Genomic DNA, 19,215 nt, shown 5'->3' on the forward strand with positions numbered 1-19,215 from the left:
AGTCATAGCCATACTCTTTGTGGATTTTTCGATTATCAAAATATAATAAAGCAACCAAGTAAAGTTTTACTAAACACGAGAGATAAAAAAAGCGCCATTGCGACGCTTTTTAATCATTAACAAACTATAGGAAACTTATAAGCAGTCCAAACTAACGACGCTGCTCAACGATAATAGAATCGATACCATTATTCTGTAAGCGCTGCTGTGCCGTCGTCACTGCTTGACGAGTGTTCATCGGCCGCGAAATAACTTGATAGATGGGCAAGCCGTTACCAGTAGTATTTTTTACCACTCTAGCGTCAACGCCAGCCATCAATACTTGAGCGCGTCGGCGATCAGCTTCATCAGCATCACCGAAGCTATTGATTTGCAAAATGTAAGTGGTTGCAGGTTTAGCTGGTTGTATACTGGCAGTGCCTGTACCTGTGTTATTGGCACGGTTAGCAGAGTTACTGTTGCCGTTGTTACTAGCAGGCGTTGACCCATCATAGGTCGCATTTTCTTCAACAATAACAATATCATTGTCACTATCACTATTTGCTGCATTGTTGCCGCGACTGGGCTCAATGGTGGTGTTTTCAGAGATACCAAAGTTACCCAGGTCATCATTACTGCTACCAGAGCTATCTTCAGGTTGAGTGACCACGACATCAGGTTCAAAAGCTCCTGAATCCCCTAGTTGACCTGTCTCATTAAGGTCTTCATCAGGGATAGTAGCCATTTCTTGATTTGGCAAGATATCATAGAATTCATAATCGCTATTATCGGTGTCAGTATCAACACGCGGCTGCACTTGCCGATCAGTATCTGTACCAGCAGTGTTATCAGCAGGACTGAAATCAAATAATGGTGACAGGTATAAAAACACCCCTATCATAAGCGTTAATATGGCCCCGACTAACATCCATAATAAGCCTGATACGCTACTCGATTTGCGCTTTTCTGTCGCACCTTTAGGTTTTTTGGCTAGCATGGATCTTTATCTCCCTACTGAATCTAACGTAATCAAATTATTGCGCTTTGACGTCTATGCTTATATTACATACTAGACGGTGCAGACAATCCTAATAAACTAAGCCCATTGGCCAATACTTGACGCACCGCTTTAGATAAGCGCAAACGTGCTTGCATCATATCAATCTCGCTTTGGCTTGGTGTTTCACCTGACGTTAAGCTCACAGGCAAGATACGATTGCTGTCGTACCAGCCATGAAACAGCGCTGCCAACTCTTTTAGATAATTGGTTAACACATGAGGCTCGTAACCCGTTGCAGATCTCAACAATGTCGCAGGATATCCTGCCAGCAATTTAATAAGCTCATCTTCGCTGGGAGCCGTGAGCAGGTTTTGATTTTCCAAACCAATTGTATCGTTTACCGCCAAGCCGTTGGTTTGTAGCTTCTCCAATACTCGGCAAACACGCGCATGTGCATACTGGATATAATAAACTTGATTGTCCTTGCTTTGTGATTTGGCAAGCTCCAAATCAAAATCAACGTGTACTTCAGGCTTACGAGCTACGTAATAAAAACGCGCCGCATCATTACCTACTTCATGACGTAGCTCACGTAAGGTGACAAACTTACCAGAGCGTGACGACATTTGCACTTTTTCACTACCACGCCATAAGGCCACAAACTGTACCAATACAACATCAAGACGTTCAGCATCGATACCAAGCGCCAATAATGCTGCTTTTACTCGCGGTACATATCCATGGTGATCTGCGCCCCAAACATTGATAACCTTATCAAAACCACGATCAAATTTATTCTTATGATAAGCGATATCAGAGGCAAAATAAGTCGTCTGACCATTGGCACGGCGTACCACACGGTCTTTTTCATCACCAAAGTCCGTCGATTTAAACCAAATATTACCGTCTTTTTCGTACAAATAGCCTTTTTCATCCAATACTTGTAGAGCAGGCTCAATCTCGCTATCAATCGATCTCTCACTAAACCAGCACTCATAGCGTACGCCAAAGTCGTTTAAATCATCTTTGATATCAGCCAAAATGCTGCTCAATGCTGCATTCAAAAACAGCTCATAGCTGTCGCCAAGCAAGGTTTTGCTATTATGAATCAGGCCATCGATATGCGCTTCTTTATCGCCTGATAGTAGTGTCTTTTCGCCATCAGCATTTATCTCAAACTGCGCATCTTCTGCGACGTCTTTAGCCACTTGTGCAAAGCTATGTACATAGCTATCACCATGTTGTGTCTTTAGTGTTTGGGCAATATCACGGACATACTCGCCCTGATAGCCGTTAACTGGGAACGTTACTTGCTCGTCATTAACTTCTAAATAACGCAGGTAAGTACTGGTCGCCAAAATATCCATTTGACGGCCGGCATCGTTGACATAATACTCACGCGTGACATCATAACCAACTGCTTCGAGCAAATTTGCAACACTCATACCAAAGGCTGCACCACGCCCATGTCCGACATGCAGGCTTGACGTTGGGTTGGCCGACACAAACTCAACTTGTACTTTTTGTCCTTCAAACTGATCGCTTAAACCAAAGCGATCTTGTCGTTTGAAAATATCGTCCAACACGGCAAACTTAGCTTCAGCGTTTAAAAAAACATTAATAAATCCTGGGCCCGCGATTTCTATTTGGCGAATATTTTGATTGTCAGGTAGCGCGTTGACGATCTTTTCGGCCAATTGTCGTGGATTGGCTTTAGCAGCTTTGGCAGCTGTAAGTGCGATGTTACTAGCAAAATCACCATGACTAAGATCTTTGGTACGAGTAATTTGACTATTATTTTGCCAGTCATTTGGCAGTGTGCCATCTGCTTGTAGGATTTGAATCGCATCATTAAATAGTGATGCTAGCGTATCGATTTGGGCTTGTGACATAAGGATGTGAACTCAGTTAAATAAACAACAAAAAACAGTATAAAATGAGTGGATGCGCGCAGTGGATAACTGCTAATTATAATAGCGCCCGACATTTGAAGAAATAGAATAATATAAAAAGACAAATAACCTGTAAATATAACAATCTTTGCACCATTAACAATCTTTACACTTTATTGCACCATTTGCACCGAAATTAGCGCCAAAATCTTATCACTAAAACAGCGAGTATCTACAAAAGTCCTATTTGTCTTTTTCGCTCTGTCTAGGTAAGAGGCAAGTAAGACATTTTGAGTAACGTTGACTACTAGTAATGACGGAGCAGTCATGTTAATTGTAGCGTTCCTGTTGTCTCACCAGTAGCAGTAGTTTATACACGTCTATTTCCGCGTTATAATGACTGTTTGTATTGTACCCTTCTATTTATGTATCGTGCCTTCTATTTGTCACCGCTCATATTATAAGTGGTAAGACGCGCTCATTAGCTCGATTATTATAAAAAAAGCTATAAAATTTAGATATAAATAAAGGGCACGTTACCAATTTATAGGATTATGCCATGTTTGCTATTGCCGCTAGTACCGTTACCAGCTGGGGACTGTACGTATTATTACCTATATTTATCGCATTCTTATTCTTTATTGTTTGGGACATCACTAAAAAGTCCGAAGCGGGTCGTGCGGGTACGTTTTGGATATTTTTGGCATTAGGAGCCGGTTTTATGGGCTTTGTGCTTAAAATCTTGTTGGAAGTTGCCTTTGATAAATGGCTACTCTAATCTTTAACTAAAGATTAGTGTAAAACACGACTCAATAGTTAATGGGCAATCATACCGATAAGCACAATTTAAAACATCGAACTAAGCCTCAGAAGCGATATGCCAAAAGCAACACCATTTATCACGCTACTTCTTGGCAATTACAGTCGCGCGCATCGGTGCAGGATAACCTTCAACGGTCTTTGTAGCATCATTGGGATCTAAGAAATCTGCTAACGAATGATAAGTCATCCATTCGGTTTGGCGCTGCTCTTCAGTCGAAGTCACTGCCACATCGACGCAACGCACGTCTGAGAATCCTGCTTTTTCTAGCCAGCCGATTAACGCTGCCACCGATGGCAAAAAATACACGTTATTCATCTGCGCATAACGGTCATGCGGCACCAGCACTGTATTGGCATCGCCCTCAATAACCAAGGTCTCAAGCACTAGCTCGCCACCTTTTACCAGTTGGCCTTTGAGCTGCTGTAAATGCTCAAATGGTGATTGACGATGATAAAGCACACCCATGCTAAATACCGTATCAAATAGCTGACTGCCTTGGTCGCTACTGGCAGGTAAAGCTTCAAGCGGTACAGGAATATAATGGGTACGGTAGCGGCCTGTCTCATGAGCGTCTGCCGTACCAACGAAATGACGAATCGCCATAAACTGATGGTAAAACAGACATGACGGATCTACGATAATGACTGTCTCTGCCCCTGCCCCTGCCATACGCCAACCGTGATAGCCAGAGCCGCCGCCGACATCGAGTACCCGCCGACCTTTTAACGTACCCAAATGCGGTGCGACCCGCTGCCATTTCCAATCACTGTGCCATTCGGTATCAATCTTAATACCTGACTCATCATCGCCAATCTGACCACCAATCTGAAACGGCCCTTTACGCCACGGCATCAGCTGCTTGAGCAATGCCGTTGTTTGTTTGCGCTGAGACTCACTAAGATTCGCCTCAATCGTCAACACATCATTGTCCAAATCGACAGTATTGACGGTCAGTTCTGGCAAACGCGCCACCGCCGCTTGGTAAGCAGGCGCGTGCGCATAGTTGGCTTTGTCTTTTATATCACCCAGCCAGGTTGGTAATTGCTTGAGCCACTCATAAGCGCTTGGCTGCTGCTGCGCCAGCTCCAGTAGTGTTAGATATAGTTCGCGTTCGGCGTTAGCAATGGTTTGATTGATCATAAAAGTTCAGTTTTTATTAATTCATGATGATGTTGGACGATATTTTAAGGAGTGAAGACCATAAAAGCAAAAAGATTGGCCTTAAGGTAAGAGATTAAAAATTAATTGATATTTGTCTGCTTTTATGCACAACTAGGCTTTAGTTTAGTCTAAAACTATTTTATTCCTTTGTAGACCCAGTACTAAAATAACACCTTAGGATAACACTATGGCAGCCTATATTACTGTCGGTGCAAAAACAACGCACGGCGGTGAAGTTATTACAGGGTCACCTTATACCACCCATAACGGTGTACAAGTCTCGCGTAAAGGTGATAAAGTCATTTGCAAAAAGTGTAAAAAAGTCACTACTATTCTCACTGGCGACCCTTCATTTATCGTGGACGGCGCCCCGATTGCACGCGGCGGTGATATCACCAGCTGCGGTGCTAAGCTGATTGCGATTCAGCACTCCTTCGCTGAGTCAGATTTTGAAGTGTTTGGCGTTGAGCAGCCAGAGCCAAAGTTTGAACAACCTGCCCCTTTAAAATTTCCTAAATCTGATCCAGAGGCTGTGCTTGCAAGCTTTGCCGCTTCTAAAGATGAGCAACCGCCCGCCGAGCTAGGCATTCTATTTGTAAGCTTTACACCTTTATATGACGATAGTGATACCGCTGAGGGTAGTCTAATAGCAGGTAATACTTTTTTTGGTGAGCCCAACGAAGGAGGTGGTGGTGATGCACCTGTATATATACCTGGCACTGCTGGGACTCCCGAAGAGCTTCGTTATCAGGCAGAGCTAGAAGCGCTATATATAGACATCGATGGTGATGAAACAAAATTTCGTCAAGGCGTTAAAGACATTGCGGCAAGAGATATGCTTGCTTTTGATATACTGACAATACCAGCAGGATTAGGGGTTAAATCTGCTCAAATAGGTGTTAAAGCTGGACAGTATGTAATCAAGAGTAAGGCGAAATCGATCAATAAAGCGAAAATCAAGAACAATAATCAAATTGACGATGATTTGGGGAATAAGCCTTTAGGAAGACAAGAGTATGATCCTAACTTAATAAAGATACAGAAAGAGACAAGTACTAAAATTGCACAATCTCAAAGAAAACATATCAAAGGTGATTCACAACATAAACATGGAAGCTACTTCAACAGCACGCAAGAAGCTCAAGAAGTATTAGATGCTTTTCATAGTAACAAAGCTACGATTGTTGGTTATAATAGACAAAACCAACCGATTGTTAGATATGACGGAATTTCAGGCGTATACTCTACTACGAATAAAAATAGAGTGACATATACTGCTCCGACTAACTATTTCATTATCAAAGGCACGAAGAAAGTAAGTGTAGTACCTACTTCCCCGAAAGGACCGAAAAACTAGGAGTTATAAATGGATTTTTTTCATATCTGTTATCTATTATCACAAGCCTGCTTAGGTGAGTTGAATCAGAACTTTAGAAGAATTTATTTCTCTCTTAATAGTAATGAAATAACATTATACTTTATTTTAGAAAAGTTCAATGAGGAAGATCAAGAGGCTATTCAAGAAGAGATCATATCTGAATTTTCAATATTGATTGAGAATTTCTTAGGAGCAAGTGGATTAGAAGATAACTATATAATTAATAGCAAAGTAATCCTTAATGACGAAAATGATTTTTTTCTTAAGAAAGACGAAAAACTAGAGTATTTTGAAGAGTTTTATCGAAGAAAAGAATAGTTTTATCGAAGCCATTGATAGAAGCTATTAAAGTGTAGTGATCAACTTGTAGTGGTCAATTAAATTTAGACTCCTGATAAGAGGTTTGGGCTAAAATAACCTATCTATGCCTTACGTAATGATAGATAAAGGAGTGAATTTTGGAACGTAGAAGAGTAGTCGTACCGATATCAAAACAAGCTGAGTTTAGGTTGGATTATGATGAATGCGAAGATAATGACTTAGTAGAATATCCCTTAAGTGAAGAAAAGTTTTACAAGCTTTTCAATCTTGGCTTTTTTCATCAACTGAATGCAGAATTAGATTTAATGATTGATGATTACGAGCAGGAGGAGATATTAGAAAATAAGTTAGATCAATTAAAAGTTTTTATGAACAGCTTCATGCAGCAGCATCCAGACAATCCGATTCTTAATGATCTTCATGAACTTTTTCAAGTTGCTTATGACAAGCGAACAAGTGTGTTTTTCTTTTTTTAAATATGTTTAGCTGAAAAAATATGAACTATTTTCTAAAAAACTTGAAATGGCTTATCAATGCATTTGCTTTAAAACCTGAATTATTACATACACTGTTACCACCGCATAGTTATATTCCTAATGAGATGACGGATCAGTATGAGATGATAGTAGATGAGGATTTATCTAACATCATACCTGTGCTAACTGCTGAACAACTTGAACAGTTTAAACCTTTACATAAATACATAAACTCACTCTTCGTAAGAGAGGATTTAATAGACAGTTGGTATGATAACGACTTTATCTACAGTCCAGAGTGGGCTGTCATTCACAAGATGGCAAAAGATTTTGAGAGCTATATGGTCTGGGAGATATCTGAACCCTTGCCGCCGCTATACAGTGAGATTATTTATGTTGATACTGACGATAACTAGAATCTATCTACTTTAAAACTAATAAAATATGAACCCGTTTATAGGTTTTATTGTCTACTTACTGATGTCAATATAGCTGACTATAACAACATGTCGCAGTTTTTGTAGGATGCACCCTGCGCACCAGATTAGAAAATTATAATATGGTGAGTTACGTCTTGACTTCATTCTCTACGAGAATTTGACAAGTCTAACCAACCCTGTAAAGAAATTAACCCAAACTACGCTAAATAGTCACAAGAAACCGATCTCGACAATAGCCTCGATTGTAGCGGATATCCTGCTGGGTTGGATGAGTTGCGAGGGCTTGGTTTTGGCGTGGCTCGCGTAGCAGGAGACGCGCCAAACCTTAGTCTCCCGCCTCATACAAACTAGCAGATAATAGCGAAAAGCGAGATCAGCTCCCACAAATTAATCAAACCCCACTATTTAAACGCCACAATCGACACAAAATTCAAAAACTGAAACCACGTCAAATGTCGTTTAAAACCAACGTGGTCTAGGCGCTGATGATGTTCGTCCAAGGTATCGGTAATAAGGACGTTTTCTAGCGCATTACGTTTGCCACTAATTTCCATCTCGGTATAACCGTTGGCGCGTTTAAAGTCATAATAACGCTCGACCAGCCACGCATCGTACTGCTCATCAAAAGCATGGGTTTTTTCAGTCAGTACCAGTATGCCGCCCTCGCCCAGCGCATTATAGATATTCTCTAATACCGCTACCCTATCAGCAGCGGGTAAAAACTGTAAGGTTAAGTTTAAAATCACCATGTCACATGGCTCAAGCTGGACATCACGAATATCGGCAGTGATCACTTCAATGTCATGCTCAGGATAATTATCACTCAGTAATGTAGTCGCTTCAGTCGTCATCGCTGGCGAGATATCAATGGCCTTAATCTGCAAATCTTGCGGCTCAAACTCGCCTGCCAGCGTCATGCTTGCCGCGCCAAGTGAGCAGCCCAAATCATAAATTCGGCTGACACGCTGACCACTATCGCTCTGCTGACGATACTTACAATGACGACGGGCAAATATGGGCAGCATCGCCAGCACTTGACCATAACCCGGCACACTGCGGCGAATCATATCGGGAAAACAAGCCACCACTTGCTCATCGAAAGAAAAGCGCGCTGCCTTATCGAGTGGCGTGGTAAATGGTTTATCAAATAAAGTATCATGCTTGATAGCAGGCTTAGATTGGCTCATGGTGCGACTCGTTTGTTAATAATAGGACTTATGTTGAAAGGCTTTTAGCGGCGCTTGTTTGCTTATCACTGATTTCTAGTTTTGAAAGAATTATCGTAGCAAAAGCCCATTATAACATTACTGTTTGTTACTTATTGCGTTAGGCTTGGCTGCTAAGCTGATTAAGGAATGCTGAGGATAATAAGTTATCGAAAGTAACAAGTTATTAAAAGTAATCTGTCATTGAAAAATGAAAGTATTACAACCAAATACAGATCTTAGCTCATCTTTATAACAACAGGTATAATAATAGGAAAAACTATGCAAACCATTATCTTAGGCGGTGGCTGCTTTTGGTGCACCGAATCCGTATTTTTATCAGTAAAAGGCGTGCAATCTGTTGTATCAGGTTATATGGGTGGCGACGCTGTCTCTGCTAATTATGAAGATGTGTGTAGCGGTACCACGGGACACGTTGAAGTTATCAAGGTTGAGTTTGATGAGTCTATCCTACCGTTAGAAGTGGTACTTGATGTCTTCTTTGCCACTCATGATCCCACTACGATGGATCGTCAAGGCAACGACGTCGGTAGCCAGTATCGTAGCGTGGTGTTCTACACTGACGAAGAGCAAAAACCAACTGTTGACCGTACTATCAATAAGCTACGTGACATGGGCGTCAATGTCGTCACAGAAGTACATCCAGCTATGGAGTTTTATAAGGCAGAAGAGTCCCATCAAGACTTCTTTAACAGAAATCCGGGACAAGCCTATTGCAACTTTGCAATACCACCAAAGCTTGCCAAATTACGTAAAGAATTTAGTAAATATATGGTGAGCTAAACAATGGATTGAATAAAAAATTATTCATTCATAAGAGATTTTTAACGCAATATTTAATTAAGGCCAAATACTTATTATATAAGTGTTTGGCTTTTTAATACCTCTAGCATTATCACTCAAATATTGTCACTTAATTATCACTTACAAGGTGATTGTAAAAATAATTGATAGTATCAACCTAAATGTAAAAAGGCGAACGTATGAACCCTGAATTTTGGCAAACGCGCTGGCAAGAGAAGCGTATTGGTTTTAATCAATCTGAGGTTAATCCGTTATTAATAAAGTACTTTAACTACTTAGACTTACCTGCTGGTAGCAGAATCTTTGTGCCTTTATGTGGTAAGTCAATTGATATGGTTTGGCTAGCAGCACAGGGCTACGATGTGGTTGGCGTCGAATTGGTTGAGACCGCCGTCCAAGAATTTTTTGCTGAGCAAAATATCTCCCCTAGCGTCCATCAGCATGCAGATAATCCAGCTGTTGAATATTATCAGGGTCAACTTGCAGAACAAACCATCACGTTATGGGTTGCTGATATTTTTGCGCTGACAGCTGCGGATATCGGTGACGTTGATGCCGTATATGACAAAGCGGCATTGATTGCTCTGCCGGCCGATATGCGTCCGCTATATAGTAAGCAGATACGAGAGCTAAGTAGTAATACTTCACAGATTTTGCTAACGTTAAATTATGATCAAAGTAAAAAGGATGGACCGCCATTTTCAATTAGTAGCGCACAATTGCAGCAGTATTACGCTAACCACTATCAGATTACTGAGCTTGAAAACGTCGTTACAAGTATACATTCAGCGCCAGAATTGGCAGTGATAGAGCATATTTGGCTGTTGCATAATAAACAAGATTAATTAACGCCGTGACTAAGCAATAATCAAATAATGGTTAAGCAGTGATTCATTTATAACGGAGAAATCTAATGAAACTTCTAGTTAGTCTCGTAAGCTTAATCGCCTTTTTGCTGGTCGCATTACCAGGTCCGCTTTATAAATTCGGTATTCTCGACTTAGGTACTGCATTTACAGGGTTCAAATTTGGCATGTTCGCTGGTATCGCTGCCCTTATCCTGCTAGGTATACAAGTATTCTTTAAACGTGACACGGTCAGACTTAGTAGCGCATTGACAGCAGTGTTACTCTCTGCGATTGCTATCATTATTCCGCTTAGCATGATGAATACTGCTCAAAGTGTACCGCCTATCCATGATATTTCGACAGATTTAATTAACCCACCTGAATTTGTGGCTATTGCCCTACTACGCGCTGACGCACCAAACCCAGTCGAATACGCTGGTGAAGAGACTGCAGAGCAACAACGTGATGCCTATCCTGAACTGCAAACATTAATTTATACGCAATCAAAGTCTGAGCTGATGGAAGCTACCGAACAAGTCGTCAACGATTTAGGCTGGGAGCTTATCAATACTGATGCGAGCGCAGGTATCATTGAGGCCACAGATACGACAATGTGGTTTGGCTTTAAAGACGATGTTGTCATACGTGTGACTGACGGTGGTGGTGAACGTCTGGTCGATATTCGTAGTAAATCTCGGGTTGGTGGTAGCGATTTGGGCACAAATGCTGAGCGCATTCGCAGCTTTATTGAAGAGTTGGATGATGTTTTGGGGAAGTAGTTAAATTTATAGAAATTCAAAGTTGATATCTTATACTTATTTCTATTAAAGAAGTTTGACACTCTAGCTAGACTTTCTACCTCAAACTCTTTCCTAATCTCACGCCAGCGTCCATTTATAACAACCAAGCATTTCGATACCTTTAAAACCTTTTCTTTATCTTTAATATTGGTTACTCTAAAACATGACTACCGTATTGAACTCTTGATTGTTTTGTCCACCCGGTCATTCTTACCATTTATAGGATATTTTCATGCGCATGACTCCCTTATCCACGCTCTCTTTATTAACGGCTGCTATCGGCTTTAGTCTTGCCAGCACGGCTCAAGCTGCTCGTCCGCCTGCGCCAGATTTATCCAATAGCGAGTTTCAACAGTGTTTGGATAATTTAAAAAATTCGAGTAAATTTCGCGGCGTTGATAGCTATACTTTTAACAATTATCGTCCCACTCAGCCTGACCCTAGTGTCATTCAGTCGCTTAACTATCAGCCAGAGTTTCAAAAAGATGTTTGGGATTATTTGTCAGCGTTAGTGGACAAAGAGCGTGTCGAAGATGGTATTCGTGCCAAGCGTCAGTGGGCGGATACGCTCCGCCAAATCGAATCACGTTATGGCGTAAAAGCTGAGCATGTACTCGGCGTCTGGGGCGTAGAGTCAAACTTCGGACAGACATTGGGCAAAAAGCCATTGTTCGAATCGTTGGCTACCTTGTCTTGTTTTGATCGTCGCCAAAGTTACTTTCAAGGTGAATTTGCCAATGCCCTCAAAATCGTGCAAAACGGTGACATTGCACCAAGCGATATGACTGGCTCGTGGGCTGGTGCTTTTGGGCAGACACAGTTTATGCCAAGTACCTTTTTAGAGTTGGCCGTCGATTTCGACGGTGATGGTCGCCGCGACTTGGTCAATAACGTACCCGATGCGCTGGCCTCTACTGCCAACTTTTTGGACAATCGTGGCTACCGCACAGGCGAACCTTGGGGTTATGAAGTCAAACTTCCCGATGGCTATTGGGCAGCATCCAATCGTAAAGATAAAAAATCGATGAGCCACTGGCGCAATCAAGGCTTAACTTTAGCTAATGGCAGTCCACTGCCTTACGACTTAAGTAGCGCAGGCTTGCTATTACCTGCTGGTATTGAAGGTCCTGCGTTTTTAGTCGGTAAAAACTTCGATACGTTTTACTCGTACAATGCTTCAGAAAACTACGCGCTTGCGATTGCTCATTTATCTGATTTAATCACTCGCGGGGACAGTCACAAAACTGACTTTATCACCGCTTGGCCGACTGATGATCCAGGTATTAGCCGCCAGCAAGCCAAAGACATCCAGCAAGCACTTTTAGATGCAGGTTATGATATTGGCGGCGTCGATGGCATCATCGGTGATAACACGCGTACCGCTATTCAGCAGTATCAATCTAGCCGTGGTATTTTTCCAGCTGATGGACGTGCGGGACAAAAGTTTCACCGTTTGATTATGGGCAACTCTGCTTCTAGTAACGCTCAAAGCGGCAACCAGTATGGTCAGCCAGCGAATAGTCAGCCACTAACACCAGCGCCTGCTGATCGCATGGGCCAACTGATCCAACAGCAAACGACGATTACCCCAAGCACACCTTCGTATGCGTCACCGAATCAACCTTCAAGCAACATTCGTTATCGCCGCGTGGTTGGTAATGATGGTGTAACGCGTTTAATCAGAGTTGATGAAGGGTCGTAGCTGTAAAGGTTGCAATAGCAAGTCAAAAAAAAGCCACGCTATACCTAACGTGGCTTTTTCTTTGATAATTTATTAGGCTATTTTAAAACCTTCGTCAATTAAGTAGATACTTAGGAGGATTTAAACAATAGGGGGAGGGTTTGGTTTGCCATTGTCACCGCCCCACTCTTCACGAGCTTTGTCATCTAAATCAGCTGGTGTCTTAGGCTCCCACTTACCGTTTTCTTTCCAAGTTGCATCGCCCCAATCTTCATCTTCAGCTTTTCTATCCAAATCTTTATAAGCTTTTGTAGGGTCGATACCACGACGCTTCATGTCTGCCACTTGCTCTTCTAGTGTGCGAAACTGATCAGCATCATGCATGGCTTTTTCAAGGCCGTCGAGTTCATGAGTTAAATCATCATGTTTGCCAGTAGTCATTACGCTCTCCTTTAATGGTTTAAAATATTTGGTTCAGTATTCAAAATTATGCTTAATAAAATATTTTTTATAAGTTTTTATATTTATAAATATTATCTGCATCGAACTATTTATTTAATAGAATATACTTTATCTATTAACTTATTATCGCTAGTCTATAATAGATTAACAACTACTGCCTCGTATGCTTTGTATTACAAAACGTAGCCTGTCATTATCTATGACAGTCAACTGTGATGTTTGCTATTTTTGTCTACTCATTCTAAAAGGTTAGTCTTAACGATGGGTCAATTGCGTTAATTCAAACTATAAGCTTTGATGTAATTATTGTGCACTGCTATCTTTAAATATTTTCTTGGCATAAAAAGTCAATTTCCATAACTCTTGTGATGTCCTTGCACCTGAAGCTGTCAATTGAATCCAGTTAGCAGCCACCAATAGGCTTTGTAGTTTATTTAAATCATTTTGAGCAATCTGACAACGTGAAACTGCATGGACGTTCGGCATCATTTTTTTGATATCTTTATCTGCTTTAATAGTAACTAGACGATTTAAGCAGCCTTGCAAGCCATGATTTGAAAAATTCCCAGGCATACGTGCCAGCGCATGTAATATTTGCTCCCAAGTCAGGCTCGTGGACATCGTGATATCGGTTAGATTACCACCTTCATAAGCTTGAGCACTGTACTCCATATCGAATTTTTCTGATAAATCAATAGATTGTGTGATGTTATCCGTCGCATCAATACTTTCAACTGGTGGGCTAATGAGTTTATCCTCCTCATCAGACTTGCGACTTGCATTAGTAAAAGTGCTCGACTTCGACACAGAATTGCGCTGCGTTACCTGACTCTGAGTTATAGAGTCTTTAACACTACTCTCTTTTTTTGTCCAACTTGATATTACATTTAATTTGGCAACTGCATTGTCATAAGCGATCTTCAAAAGCTCATCAATATTGGTATTGTCATCATAATAATAGATGTCTTCTACTTGTTGCTCTACCAAACGGGTAAAGTCGTGTAGCTGACGACCCACATCGACAGTGCGGTTTTGAGATCTCACTAGCACAAACATAGGTTTAAGCTTGGCTCTTGCACTTAAATAGCTCAAATGCATTTGGCTAACACCTAGATTCTGGGTCGTACCATAGCTGTCACCGATGACGACGATGGCGTAATCGCACGCGTCAATAGACTGTCGTCCATATAAAGAAGCTTGTGGCAGTCTAGGTGAGACATCATAAGTTAAGAATGCACGAGATTGAAAAAACACTGCCAAACCGTCTAATACCAACGGTTGCTCATGAGCTACGCATATTATATGAACGTGATAGCGACGATTTTGCAATATAACCTCTACAACGACAGTGACAATAATGACATAAAAAAACGCCCAAACAGTTAGGCTTTATAAATATAAACTTAGCACAATCTTAGCAAAATATGGACGATTTGTGATTGCTTTGTGACAATTATTCTAGTAACGATAGCATATCAGACTACTAAATATCGTGAACTGCTATAAAAGAATATATAAAAAATTGATCTAACAGCTAAAGCATATACTCTATTTTTACCTGTTCTCCCAACAGGCGCGTTACCAGTTTATCCAACCGCTCATCATACCTAGACGCATAAAAAATCAGCGGTGGCCTATTATGACAAGTCGCTAATGAAGCCTTTTGAGCCAATAGTTTTTTTTCGGCAAGCAAAGACTGTACACGCGTGGCAATTGCTTGTCCTGAATCTACTACTTGTATAGCAAATTGCTTCGATTGAATCTCATTAACCAAAAACTCTTTAAAAAAGGGATAATGGGTACACCCTAATACCAAGTAGTCTACCTTAGCGTGGGCAAAGTGTTGTAATTGTTGGCGCAAACGCTGCGCGACCTCAGACATCTCTGGCATACCAGACTCTACCCATGGCACCAATTGCGGATCAAAATATTTGGTTACTTGAGTCCGGCTAGGTAACGCAACATCAGTAATGACTTGATTAAGTAATGTACCGTCCAGCGTTGCTTTGGTAGCCAATACGGCCACATGACCACTTTTGCTGGCTATTACAGCAGGTTTAAGTGCTGGGACTAAACCTACGATAGGAAGGTTTGGGTAATGTTGGCGTGCAGCCTCTAACCCGTGTGCAGAAGCGCTATTACAAGCGATAACGATAAGCTTACAGCCTCTTTGGTACAGCCATTCTACTGCTGTTAATGTCAATTCTTTAATATCTTGACTCTCACGATTGCCGTAAGGTACATGCAGCGTATCGGCATAATAGATATAGCGTTCAGACGGTAGTTGCTGCGCTAAATGCAGATAAACTGAAAGTCCGCCCACGCCAGAATCAAAGAGACCAATTGGCGCCAAGTCATTTTTATGATTAATATCGTTTTTGCAGTCGACTAAATCGACTGTTATATCGCTAGGGTTGGTAAAGAGTCTATCCGGTATTGAAGATAAAACAGGAGCAGCAGTACTCATAGCTCAGTACTGCTATTGTGATGTATGTTATTGGTTAGAGCTAGCCTAGCAAAATTAATATGTTGGTTCACAATGTATTGCCGTATTATTTGATAAGATAACTTATTTTAAAGCATGTCAACGTTTGACGCACTCGCCCTCAATCGATATATTCATTCTTATAATAAGTGAAAATCAATCAGCAGGCATAAATAACTGATAAGACTGTCCCCCACTCTCTAAAGTCAGTATTATTTCATCGTTTTGCTCTTTTAACTGACCGATCTCAGTTAAGTGGTAAAATGTATTACGGCCAATCAACGCAGTCAACCCATTACGAACAAGCATATAAGGCCGCACTTGCTCCTCTGCTACGCTATCTTTAGTTGTAGGCTTATAAGAGCGCAGCTCAATTGGATGCTCGTTATCCAAACGTACTACATCACCTGTCATCGTTGTAAACTCTAACCAGCTTACGCCCTCTTCTGTTACGATGCCTACATCATTAATCAATAATGGTACATCTTCAACTTGGATACGTAGCTTCTGTACTGGTGTCTTTAAAAAATACTCAGTAGCACCATTGTTTTCTTCCTTCCATAAAATAGTGGCAAACAAACTGACCAATGACTGCCGAGTCACTACCCCTCCTTCATGCCACCATTCTCCATTTGCTTTGATGACCAGATCCATATCTATCGTTTGCTCTGGTTGCCACTTTTCAAGTGGCGGTATAGATCGTCCCTGACGAGTACTAGCGGATGACTTCAAATACTGGCTTAAGGAATCTAAATTGTTTAGGATTGGAGTGCGCTTGCCACTGTCCTCAGCATCGTTGTTCGCTGTCATGGTCGAATCGCTAGTATCATTAATTATATTGCTACTCATAGCATGGTTTCCTAATATTCATCAAAGTTTGATAACGACAGCACTACTATTAATTATAGTTTCGGGTATGATAAAACGATTAGACTTTACATACTCATCGTATTAGTCTTACCTTAACACCGATATCTATAAATGCGTATCGTGTTTATAGGACTTTTCTTTTATAATGAGTAACGAATTTTATTAAGATGACGATAAGTATGTCGTTTTGATTGTCCTTTATTATGTTGTTCATTAATATGATCTCAATGAAGATATTGTCGATTAATGCCGCAAAGACAGTTTTTATCGGGCAGCCATATGTCTGAGAGGTACTTGTGTCGCAAGCCATATTATTTAAGTGCGATTGTACCCATAGATAAGCCACTATAGAGTTTAGGAGTAGGTATGCAAGAGCAAGATAAACAAACGCCAGTCGTTGATGCTGATATCGTCAATACTGACGCACCAAGCACTGTAGATACACCCCACACAGAGTCGCCAGCGCCGACCGACGTCAATGTAGAAGAAAACTCTGCTGAAAAAGAGACAACTGAAGCTGCTGTCACTGAAGAAGTTATTGAAGAAGAAGCTACCGAAGACAACCTTGTTGACAAAGCACCTGCTGAAACAGCACCTGAACCTGAGCCAGTAGAGCCTGAAATCGAGCGCGAATCGATGGAGTTCGACGTTATTATCGTCGGTGGTGGCCCTTCAGGTCTGTCTGCTGCTATTCGCTTACGACAGCTGGCCATTGAAGCAGGCAACGACGAATTTATGGTATGTGTCGTTGAAAAAGGCTCTGAGTTTGGCGCACACATATTATCAGGTGCGGTGATTGAGCCTCGTGCTTTGGACGAATTAATACCTGACTGGAAAGATAAAGGTGCACCTTTAAACGTGCCTGCCATCGAAGATCGTGTTTATATGCTCGGTTCTGAGACCAAAAGCACGAAGCTGATGGATTCGATCGTACCAGCTAGCATGCATAATGAAGGCAATTATATTGTCTCACTAGCCAATGTCGTGCGCTGGCTTGCTGAGCAGGCTGAAGAGCTAGAAGTCATGATGTTCCCAGGCTTCCCTGCTTCTGATATTTTATACAACGATGACGGTTCAGTAAAAGGTATCTTAACAGGAGATATGGGCGTAGCCGCTGATGGTGAAGCCAAGGCCAGTTTTGAGCCAGGTTATGAGCTGCTGGCCAAATATACTATCTTTGCTGAAGGTTGCCGTGGTCACCTTGGCAAACGCTTAATCAGCCGTTTTAGCCTAGATAAAGACTCTGATCCGCAGCATTATGGTATCGGTCTAAAAGAGCTATGGGAAGTCACACCGGACAAACACGAGCAAGGTGTGGTCATGCACGGTTCAGGTTGGCCTTTGACTGATACTGGGTCGACTGGCGGCTGGTGGTTATACTTTGATGAAAACAATCAAGTCAGCTTCGGTATGGTCATCGATTTATCGTATTCTAACCCGTACATGTCACCGTTTGATGAGTTGCAACGCCTAAAGCTACATCCGCTTATTCGTAATATTCTAGAAGGTGGTAAACGCGTCTCTTACGGTGCGCGCGCTTTAACTAAAGGCGGTCTCAACTCTTTACCCAAATTCACTTTCCCAGGTGGCGTACTCGTGGGTGATGATGCAGGGTTTTTGAATGCAGCAAAAATCAAAGGCACACATACTTCAATGAAGTCGGGTATGCTGGCAGCTGAAGCTATCTTTGAAGCACTACAGGCCGAGCGCCAGCATGACGATGTGGTGGCATACAGCACGATGTATAGAGAGTCGTGGCTATATCAAGACAATTATGAGGCACGTAACTTTGCGCCTGCAATGCACCGTATGGGCCAATGGATGGGCGGTGCGTTTAACTTCATCGACCAAAATATTCTACGTGGCAAAATGCCATTGACTATTCATGATAATCTAAAGGACTACGATCAGCTAGAGCGTGCAGCTCATGCATATCAGCCCGTATATCCTAAGCCTGATGGCAAACTGGTATTTGATAAATTGTCTTCTGTATTTATCTCTAACACTAATCATGCAGAGAATCAGCCCACACATTTAAAGCTGACAGATCCGACAGTACCTGTGTCTATTAACCTGCCATTGTATGCTGAGCCTGCACGTCTATACTGTCCAGCTGGTGTTTATGAAGTGACAAAAGATGCTGAAGGTGCAAAGTTTGTCATCAACGCCCAAAACTGCGTACACTGTAAAACTTGTGATATCAAGGACCCTTCACAGAACATCACATGGGTGACGCCAGAAGGCGGCGGCGGCCCTAACTATCCAAACATGTAAACTATGCTTGAGTAAATGATACTTGAGATAATTGTTGTCACAAACCACTAATCGCTTTTCAATAAAAACCGCCCCAAAAGATGCTGAAGGTGCAAAGTTTGTCATCAACGCCCAAAACTGCGTACACTGTAAAACTTGTGATATCAAGGACCCTTCACAGAACATCACATGGGTGACGCCAGAAGGCGGCGGCGGCCCTAACTATCCAAACATGTAAACTATGCTTGAGTAAATGATACTTGAGATAATTGTTGTCACAAACCACTAATCGCTTTTCAATAAAAAACCGCCCTTA

Annotated in this window: 18 protein-coding genes and 1 pseudogene; 11 read left to right on the forward strand and 8 right to left on the reverse strand. The window is 41.6% G+C overall.

What is annotated here, in order from left to right:
- Positions 1-151 precede the first annotated feature (151 nt).
- Positions 152-976 (reverse strand): SPOR domain-containing protein, encoded by an 825-nt coding sequence (locus PENNN9_RS09995; protein WP_058369542.1) that lies wholly within the window; start codon positions 974-976, stop codon positions 152-154.
- A gap of 65 nt (positions 977-1,041) precedes the next feature.
- The gene (argS, locus tag PENNN9_RS10000) at positions 1,042-2,871 is read right to left on the reverse strand and encodes an arginine--tRNA ligase (protein WP_058369543.1); all 1,830 of its coding nucleotides are present in this window, start codon (positions 2,869-2,871) and stop codon (positions 1,042-1,044) included.
- Between the two features lie 559 nt (positions 2,872-3,430).
- Here argS and PENNN9_RS10005 point away from each other — a divergent pair.
- Positions 3,431-3,649, forward strand: coding sequence for a DUF2788 domain-containing protein (locus PENNN9_RS10005; RefSeq protein WP_058369544.1), 219 nt, complete (start codon positions 3,431-3,433; stop codon positions 3,647-3,649).
- A 126-nt stretch (positions 3,650-3,775) separates the two neighbouring features.
- Here PENNN9_RS10005 and cmoB read toward each other — a convergent pair whose 3' ends face one another.
- Entirely contained in the window at positions 3,776-4,834 is a 1,059-nt protein-coding gene (cmoB, locus tag PENNN9_RS10010) for a tRNA 5-methoxyuridine(34)/uridine 5-oxyacetic acid(34) synthase CmoB (RefSeq protein WP_058369545.1), read from the reverse strand.
- Between the two features lie 208 nt (positions 4,835-5,042).
- On the opposite strand from cmoB, the gene PENNN9_RS12840 reads away from it, so the two are divergent.
- The 4 genes from PENNN9_RS12840 to PENNN9_RS10030 all read left to right on the forward strand — a co-directional run bounded on the left by PENNN9_RS12840 (position 5,043) and on the right by PENNN9_RS10030 (position 7,446).
- Positions 5,043-6,212, forward strand: coding sequence for a PAAR domain-containing protein (locus tag PENNN9_RS12840; RefSeq protein WP_197409099.1), 1,170 nt, complete (start codon positions 5,043-5,045; stop codon positions 6,210-6,212).
- A gap of 9 nt (positions 6,213-6,221) precedes the next feature.
- A complete protein-coding gene (locus tag PENNN9_RS10020) occupies positions 6,222-6,551 on the forward strand; it encodes a hypothetical protein (RefSeq protein WP_058369546.1) in 330 nt (109 codons plus the stop codon).
- 140 nt (positions 6,552-6,691) lie between these two features.
- Positions 6,692-7,030, forward strand: coding sequence for a hypothetical protein (locus tag PENNN9_RS10025; protein WP_058369547.1), 339 nt, complete (start codon positions 6,692-6,694; stop codon positions 7,028-7,030).
- A gap of 20 nt (positions 7,031-7,050) precedes the next feature.
- The gene (locus PENNN9_RS10030) at positions 7,051-7,446 is read left to right on the forward strand and encodes a hypothetical protein (protein ID WP_058369548.1); all 396 of its coding nucleotides are present in this window, start codon (positions 7,051-7,053) and stop codon (positions 7,444-7,446) included.
- A gap of 425 nt (positions 7,447-7,871) precedes the next feature.
- Here PENNN9_RS10030 and cmoA read toward each other — a convergent pair whose 3' ends face one another.
- Positions 7,872-8,657 (reverse strand): carboxy-S-adenosyl-L-methionine synthase CmoA, encoded by a 786-nt coding sequence (cmoA, locus tag PENNN9_RS10035; protein ID WP_058369549.1) that lies wholly within the window; start codon positions 8,655-8,657, stop codon positions 7,872-7,874.
- A gap of 300 nt (positions 8,658-8,957) precedes the next feature.
- On the opposite strand from cmoA, the gene msrA reads away from it, so the two are divergent.
- From msrA to PENNN9_RS10055, 4 genes are all read left to right on the forward strand, one after another.
- Positions 8,958-9,479: a peptide-methionine (S)-S-oxide reductase MsrA gene (msrA, locus tag PENNN9_RS10040; RefSeq protein WP_058369550.1), complete on the forward strand. Its 522-nt coding sequence runs from the start codon at positions 8,958-8,960 to the stop codon at positions 9,477-9,479.
- Between the two features lie 200 nt (positions 9,480-9,679).
- The gene (tmpT, locus tag PENNN9_RS10045) at positions 9,680-10,345 is read left to right on the forward strand and encodes a thiopurine S-methyltransferase (RefSeq protein WP_058369551.1); all 666 of its coding nucleotides are present in this window, start codon (positions 9,680-9,682) and stop codon (positions 10,343-10,345) included.
- Between the two features lie 68 nt (positions 10,346-10,413).
- Positions 10,414-11,127, forward strand: coding sequence for a DUF1499 domain-containing protein (locus PENNN9_RS10050; protein ID WP_058369552.1), 714 nt, complete (start codon positions 10,414-10,416; stop codon positions 11,125-11,127).
- 253 nt (positions 11,128-11,380) lie between these two features.
- Positions 11,381-12,850: a lytic murein transglycosylase gene (locus PENNN9_RS10055; RefSeq protein ID WP_058369553.1), complete on the forward strand. Its 1,470-nt coding sequence runs from the start codon at positions 11,381-11,383 to the stop codon at positions 12,848-12,850.
- A 120-nt stretch (positions 12,851-12,970) separates the two neighbouring features.
- Here PENNN9_RS10055 and PENNN9_RS10060 read toward each other — a convergent pair whose 3' ends face one another.
- From PENNN9_RS10060 to PENNN9_RS10075, 4 genes are all read right to left on the reverse strand, one after another.
- Complete coding sequence (locus PENNN9_RS10060) at positions 12,971-13,270, reverse strand: hypothetical protein (RefSeq protein WP_058369554.1); 300 nt, start codon at positions 13,268-13,270, stop codon at positions 12,971-12,973.
- Between the two features lie 324 nt (positions 13,271-13,594).
- Positions 13,595-14,545, reverse strand: a complete 951-nt coding sequence (locus PENNN9_RS10065) for a DUF4062 domain-containing protein (protein WP_227511790.1) — start codon at positions 14,543-14,545, stop codon at positions 13,595-13,597.
- Positions 14,546-14,825: 280 nt separating this feature from the next.
- Positions 14,826-15,758, reverse strand: coding sequence for a glutamate racemase (gene murI / locus PENNN9_RS10070; protein ID WP_082638071.1), 933 nt, complete (start codon positions 15,756-15,758; stop codon positions 14,826-14,828).
- A gap of 174 nt (positions 15,759-15,932) precedes the next feature.
- Positions 15,933-16,625, reverse strand: a complete 693-nt coding sequence (locus tag PENNN9_RS10075; RefSeq protein ID WP_075103714.1) for a DUF1285 domain-containing protein — start codon at positions 16,623-16,625, stop codon at positions 15,933-15,935.
- 657 nt (positions 16,626-17,282) lie between these two features.
- On the opposite strand from PENNN9_RS10075, the gene PENNN9_RS10080 reads away from it, so the two are divergent.
- A complete protein-coding gene (locus tag PENNN9_RS10080; protein ID WP_082638072.1) occupies positions 17,283-18,920 on the forward strand; it encodes an electron transfer flavoprotein-ubiquinone oxidoreductase in 1,638 nt (545 codons plus the stop codon).
- A gap of 88 nt (positions 18,921-19,008) precedes the next feature.
- Positions 19,009-19,137, forward strand: a pseudogene (locus PENNN9_RS10085) (4Fe-4S dicluster domain-containing protein); the annotation flags it as partial.
- Positions 19,138-19,215: the final 78 nt, after the last annotated feature.

The sequence above is a fragment of the Psychrobacter sp. ENNN9_III genome (genome assembly GCF_001462175.1).
Taxonomy (GTDB): Bacteria; Pseudomonadota; Gammaproteobacteria; order Pseudomonadales; family Moraxellaceae; genus Psychrobacter.

Excerpts from the sequence above, each read along its gene's own strand:
- PENNN9_RS10060 (WP_058369554.1), bottom strand. The coding sequence starts at position 13,270 with ATGACTACTGGCAAACATGATGATTTAACTCATGAACTCGACGGCCTT.
- PENNN9_RS09995 (WP_058369542.1), bottom strand. The coding sequence starts at position 976 with ATGCTAGCCAAAAAACCTAAAGGTGCGACAGAAAAGCGCAAATCGAGT.
- tmpT (WP_058369551.1), top strand. The coding sequence starts at position 9,680 with ATGAACCCTGAATTTTGGCAAACGCGCTGGCAAGAGAAGCGTATTGGT.
- PENNN9_RS10075 (WP_075103714.1), bottom strand. The coding sequence starts at position 16,625 with ATGAGTAGCAATATAATTAATGATACTAGCGATTCGACCATGACAGCG.
- PENNN9_RS10005 (WP_058369544.1), top strand. The coding sequence starts at position 3,431 with ATGTTTGCTATTGCCGCTAGTACCGTTACCAGCTGGGGACTGTACGTA.
- PENNN9_RS10055 (WP_058369553.1), top strand. The coding sequence starts at position 11,381 with ATGCGCATGACTCCCTTATCCACGCTCTCTTTATTAACGGCTGCTATC.
- PENNN9_RS12840 (WP_197409099.1), top strand. The coding sequence starts at position 5,043 with ATGGCAGCCTATATTACTGTCGGTGCAAAAACAACGCACGGCGGTGAA.
- PENNN9_RS10020 (WP_058369546.1), top strand. The coding sequence starts at position 6,222 with ATGGATTTTTTTCATATCTGTTATCTATTATCACAAGCCTGCTTAGGT.
- cmoB (WP_058369545.1), bottom strand. The coding sequence starts at position 4,834 with ATGATCAATCAAACCATTGCTAACGCCGAACGCGAACTATATCTAACA.
- msrA (WP_058369550.1), top strand. The coding sequence starts at position 8,958 with ATGCAAACCATTATCTTAGGCGGTGGCTGCTTTTGGTGCACCGAATCC.
- PENNN9_RS10050 (WP_058369552.1), top strand. The coding sequence starts at position 10,414 with ATGAAACTTCTAGTTAGTCTCGTAAGCTTAATCGCCTTTTTGCTGGTC.
- PENNN9_RS10080 (WP_082638072.1), top strand. The coding sequence starts at position 17,283 with ATGGAGTTCGACGTTATTATCGTCGGTGGTGGCCCTTCAGGTCTGTCT.
- cmoA (WP_058369549.1), bottom strand. The coding sequence starts at position 8,657 with ATGAGCCAATCTAAGCCTGCTATCAAGCATGATACTTTATTTGATAAA.
- argS (WP_058369543.1), bottom strand. The coding sequence starts at position 2,871 with ATGTCACAAGCCCAAATCGATACGCTAGCATCACTATTTAATGATGCG.
- murI (WP_082638071.1), bottom strand. The coding sequence starts at position 15,758 with ATGAGTACTGCTGCTCCTGTTTTATCTTCAATACCGGATAGACTCTTT.
- PENNN9_RS10030 (WP_058369548.1), top strand. The coding sequence starts at position 7,051 with ATGAACTATTTTCTAAAAAACTTGAAATGGCTTATCAATGCATTTGCT.